Below are 5,434 nucleotides of genomic sequence, written 5' to 3'. Positions count from 1 at the left end.
AGGGAGCGCAGGAGTATAGGATTGAAGGTTTAGGAAAGGGTTAAGGTTACTTAAAAAACTTTAAAATTTCTTTCAGAAACATTTGGTCATTTCAAAATAAAGTTTTACTTTTGCACTCGCAAATACGGAGCGACACTGACAGAAAAGATTGCTTCGTTATAAAGCGGAAGATATAAAGATCATTGACATACAATATAACAACCAAGTAAGGAAAAACTAAAGCGTTAAAAACTTTGAGTGAGTCAGACAAACATACAATGGAGAGTTTGATCCTGGCTCAGGATGAACGCTAGCGGGAGGCCTAACACATGCAAGCCGAGCGGTAGAGATCTTTCGGGATCTTGAGAGCGGCGTACGGGTGCGGAACACGTGTGCAACCTGCCTTTATCAGGGGGATAGCCTTTCGAAAGGAAGATTAATACCCCATAATATTTAGAATGGCATCATTTTAAATTGAAAACTCCGGTGGATAGAGATGGGCACGCGCAAGATTAGATAGTTGGTGAGGTAACGGCTCACCAAGTCTGCGATCTTTAGGGGGCCTGAGAGGGTGATCCCCCACACTGGTACTGAGACACGGACCAGACTCCTACGGGAGGCAGCAGTGAGGAATATTGGACAATGGGTGCGAGCCTGATCCAGCCATCCCGCGTGAAGGATGACGGCCCTATGGGTTGTAAACTTCTTTTGTACAGGGATAAACCTAGATACGTGTATCTAGCTGAAGGTACTGTACGAATAAGCACCGGCTAACTCCGTGCCAGCAGCCGCGGTAATACGGAGGGTGCAAGCGTTATCCGGATTTATTGGGTTTAAAGGGTCCGTAGGCGGATCTGTAAGTCAGTGGTGAAATCTCACAGCTTAACTGTGAAACTGCCATTGATACTGCAGGTCTTGAGTGTTGTTGAAGTAGCTGGAATAAGTAGTGTAGCGGTGAAATGCATAGATATTACTTAGAACACCAATTGCGAAGGCAGGTTACTAAGCAACAACTGACGCTGATGGACGAAAGCGTGGGGAGCGAACAGGATTAGATACCCTGGTAGTCCACGCCGTAAACGATGCTAACTCGTTTTTGGGATGCAAGTTTCAGAGACTAAGCGAAAGTGATAAGTTAGCCACCTGGGGAGTACGTTCGCAAGAATGAAACTCAAAGGAATTGACGGGGGCCCGCACAAGCGGTGGATTATGTGGTTTAATTCGATGATACGCGAGGAACCTTACCAAGGCTTAAATGGGAAATGACAGGTTTAGAAATAGACTTTTCTTCGGACATTTTTCAAGGTGCTGCATGGTTGTCGTCAGCTCGTGCCGTGAGGTGTTAGGTTAAGTCCTGCAACGAGCGCAACCCCTGTCACTAGTTGCCATCATTAAGTTGGGGACTCTAGTGAGACTGCCTACGCAAGTAGAGAGGAAGGTGGGGATGACGTCAAATCATCACGGCCCTTACGCCTTGGGCCACACACGTAATACAATGGCCGGTACAGAGGGCAGCTACACAGCGATGTGATGCAAATCTCGAAAGCCGGTCTCAGTTCGGATTGGAGTCTGCAACTCGACTCTATGAAGCTGGAATCGCTAGTAATCGCGCATCAGCCATGGCGCGGTGAATACGTTCCCGGGCCTTGTACACACCGCCCGTCAAGCCATGGAAGTCTGGGGTACCTGAAGTCGGTGACCGTAACAGGAGCTGCCTAGGGTAAAACAGGTAACTAGGGCTAAGTCGTAACAAGGTAGCCGTACCGGAAGGTGCGGCTGGAACATCTCATTTTAGAGCGTCATAAGACGTTAAACAAAATCAGTACGCAAGTACATTATACTTACTTAAAGCAATAGCTTTAGTTTTTTGTTTGGTTGATTATATTAACAATACAACACCCACTAGAAATTAGTAAAGGGATTGAGAGAGACCAGGATTAAGATAAAAGGTTCAGTTAAATCTGAAATCTAGTATCTGAAATCTGTAAGTCTAACAGACAGTCTCGTAGCTCAGCTGGTTAGAGCGCTACACTGATAATGTAGAGGTCGGCAGTTCGAGCCTGCCCGAGACTACTAATTAAAGCGGTAAGCATTAAGCTTCAAGCAGTAGGCATTTAGCCTGTCGCTTATAGCCTAGAGCCTACAGCACCTAGAGGGGGAATTAGCTCAGCTGGCTAGAGCGCCTGCCTTGCACGCAGGAGGTCAAGGGTTCGACTCCCTTATTCTCCACAGTTTTGGACGACTGGTTTAAAAGTTACGAATGGAGCCAAAAACAACATTTGTTCATCAGTCTGAAAGAAAGAAATTTAAGATCATTGACATTAACGGTAAAGACATCACAAAGAGAAAACCGAGCGCATAAAGCGCTTGAGTAACCAATAGGAAAGAAATCGTTAAGGGCGTATGGCGGATGCCTAGGCTTTCAGAGGCGAAGAAGGACGTGGTAAGCTGCGAAAAGCTGCGGGGATTGGCACACACGAATTGATCCGCAGATGTCCGAATGGGGCAACCCAATACATTGAAGATGTATTACCTCGTAAGAGGAGCAAACCCGGAGAACTGAAACATCTAAGTACCCGGAGGAAAAGAAATCGAAGAGATTCCGTAAGTAGTGGCGAGCGAAAGCGGATTAGCCCAAAAGTCTTTTTATGTTTAGAGGAATGTTCTGGAAAGAACAATCATAGAAGGTGATAATCCTGTACTCGAAAGGCATATTAAGATGATAAATGAGTAGGGCGGGACACGTGAAATCCTGTCTGAATATGGGGGGACCATCCTCCAAGGCTAAATACTCCTGAAAGACCGATAGTGAACAAGTACTGTGAAGGAAAGGTGAAAAGCACTTCGAATAGAAGGGTGAAATAGAACCTGAAACCGTACGCCTACAAGCGGTCGGAGCAGCGTAATGCTGTGACGGCGTGCCTTTTGCATAATGAGCCTACGAGTTAATTTTACTAGCGAGGTTAAGGTATTAAGTACCGGAGCCGGAGCGAAAGCGAGTCTGAATAGGGCGGATAGTTAGTAGGATTAGACGCGAAACCTTGTGATCTACCCATGGGCAGGTTGAAGCTCTGGTAACACAGAGTGGAGGACCGAACCGGTTGACGTTGAAAAGTCTTCGGATGACCTGTGGGTAGGGGTGAAAGGCCAATCAAACTGGGAGATAGCTCGTACTCTCCGAAATGCATTTAGGTGCAGCGTCGATGTTAAGTTTATTAGAGGTAGAGCTACTGATTGGATGCGGGGGTTTCACCACCTACCAATTCCTGACAAACTCCGAATGCTAATAAATGTTCGTCGGCAGTGAGGGCATGGGTGCTAAGGTCCATGTCCGAGAGGGAAAGAACCCAGACCAACAGCTAAGGTCCCCAAATATATGTTAAGTTGAAGCAACGCGGTTGGACTGCATTGACAGCTAGGATGTTGGCTTGGAAGCAGCCATTCATTTAAAGAGTGCGTAACAGCTCACTAGTCGAGCGGTCCGGCATGGATAATAATCGGGCATAAACATATTACCGAAGCTATGGATTTATATTTCAGATATATCTGGTAGGAGAGCATTCTATTTGCGCCGAAGCAGTACTGTGAGGTATTGTGGAGCGGATAGAAAAGAAAATGTAGGCATAAGTAACGATAAAGCAGGCGAGAAACCTGCTCACCGAAAGACCAAGGCTTCCTCAGCCATGCTAATCAGCTGAGGGTTAGTCGGGACCTAACGCGAACCCGAAAGGGGTAGTGGATGGACAATGGGTTAATATTCCCATACTTGCTCACGAATAAAGGGGACGGTTGGATGTAGCTGCTGGAGACTGACGGAATAGTCAAGGCCTAGCCTTCGGGCGAAGCTGCTGTAGTGTAATCTGATCCAAGAAAAGCCGAAGTGAAGCAACCCGTACCAAAACCGACACAGGTGGTCGAGGAGAGAATCCTAAGGTGCTCGAGTGAGTCGTGGCTAAGGAACTAGGCAAAATAGTCTCGTAACTTCGGAAGAAGAGACGCCATCAGCAATGGTGGCCGCAGTGAAGAGGCCCAGGCGACTGTTTATCAAAAACACAGGACTCTGCTAAATCGAAAGATGCTGTATAGGGTCTGACACCTGCCCGGTGCTGGAAGGTTAAGGAAGGTGCTTAGCGTAAGCGAAGGCATTAACTGAAGCCCCAGTAAACGGCGGCCGTAACTATAACGGTCCTAAGGTAGCGAAATTCCTTGTCGGGTAAGTTCCGACCTGCACGAATGGTGTAACGATCTGGGCACTGTCTCAGCCACGAGCTCGGTGAAATTGTAGTATCGGTGAAGATGCCGATTACCCGCAATGGGACGAAAAGACCCTGTGAACCTTTACTATAACTTCGTATTGACTTTGAGTAAGTAATGTGTAGGATAGGTGGGAGGCTTTGAAGCAGGCACGCTAGTGTTTGTGGAGCCAACGTTGAAATACCACCCTTTACTTACTTGGAGCCTAACTTCTTTTAGAAGGACATTGCGTGGTGGGTAGTTTGACTGGGGTGGTCGCCTCCAAAAGAGTAACGGAGGCTTTCAAAGGTACCCTCAGCACGCTTGGTAACCGTGCGTAGAGTGTAATGGCATAAGGGTGCTTGACTGTGAGACCTACAAGTCGATCAGGTGCGAAAGCAGGACATAGTGATCCGGTGGTTCCGTATGGAAGGGCCATCGCTCATAGGATAAAAGGTACTCCGGGGATAACAGGCTAGTCTCCCCCAAGAGCTCACATCGACGGGGAGGTTCGGCACCTCGATGTCGGCTCGTCACATCCTGGGGCTGGAGAAGGTCCCAAGGGTTGGGCTGTTCGCCCATTAAAGTGGCACGCGAGCTGGGTTCAGAACGTCGTGAGACAGTTCGGTCTCTATCTATTGCGGGCGTTAGATGTTTGAGAGGGCTTGATTCTAGTACGAGAGGACCGAATTGAACAAACCTCTGGTGTATCAGTTGTACCGCCAGGTGCACCGCTGAGTAGCTACGTTTGGAAGAGATAAGCACTGAAAGCATATAAGTGCGAAACTCGCCTCAAGATGAGACATCTTTTAAGGGTCGTTGTAGATGACGACGTTGATAGGCTATAGGTGTAAAGACAGTAATGTCATAGCCAAGTAGTACTAATTACCCGTAGATTTATAGTCTATGGTTACTAATATAAACCAAGTGCTTTATGTGCATAGAAGGTTTTGTCTTTGTGAAAGTTTTTATCGCTTAAAAACAGATGTCAGAAATAAGACATCAGATAGCAGCGTTTAAGTTGTGAAATCTGAAATCTAACCTCTGATCTGTTATATACCTTCTTTAGGGTGGTTTTAGCGGTGGGGCTCACCTGTTCCCATTCCGAACACAGAAGTTAAGCCCACCAGCGCCGATGGTACTGCGAAAGCGGGAGAGTAGGCCGCCGCCAGTTTTTATTTTATTTTTAAAAAACCTTTATCATAACGATAAAGGTTTTTTT

General features: G+C 46.9%; 2 tRNA genes and 3 rRNA genes. All 5 read left to right on the top strand.

What is annotated here, in order from left to right:
- Positions 1–254: 254 nt before the first annotated feature.
- The 5 genes from BLW74_RS22115 (at position 255) to rrf (ending at position 5,386) form a co-directional block, all read left to right on the top strand.
- Positions 255–1,771: ribosomal RNA gene (locus tag BLW74_RS22115) — 16S ribosomal RNA — on the top strand.
- 207 nt (positions 1,772–1,978) lie between these two features.
- Positions 1,979–2,052: transfer RNA gene (locus BLW74_RS22110), tRNA-Ile, on the top strand.
- Positions 2,053–2,134: 82 nt separating this feature from the next.
- Positions 2,135–2,208, top strand: a tRNA-Ala gene (locus BLW74_RS22105).
- A 154-nt stretch (positions 2,209–2,362) separates the two neighbouring features.
- Positions 2,363–5,117 (top strand): 23S ribosomal RNA (locus BLW74_RS22100).
- A gap of 161 nt (positions 5,118–5,278) precedes the next feature.
- Positions 5,279–5,386, top strand: a 5S ribosomal RNA gene (gene rrf, locus BLW74_RS22095).
- Together the 16S, 23S and 5S rRNA genes with 2 tRNA genes alongside form the textbook arrangement of a ribosomal RNA operon.
- Positions 5,387–5,434: the final 48 nt, after the last annotated feature.

The sequence above is a fragment of the Chryseobacterium culicis genome, from assembly GCF_900108365.1.
In the GTDB taxonomy this organism is placed as follows: Bacteria; Bacteroidota; Bacteroidia; order Flavobacteriales; family Weeksellaceae; genus Chryseobacterium; species Chryseobacterium culicis.
Note: the sequence above shows the minus strand (reverse complement) of the source record. Positions and strands in the feature narration are given on the sequence as shown.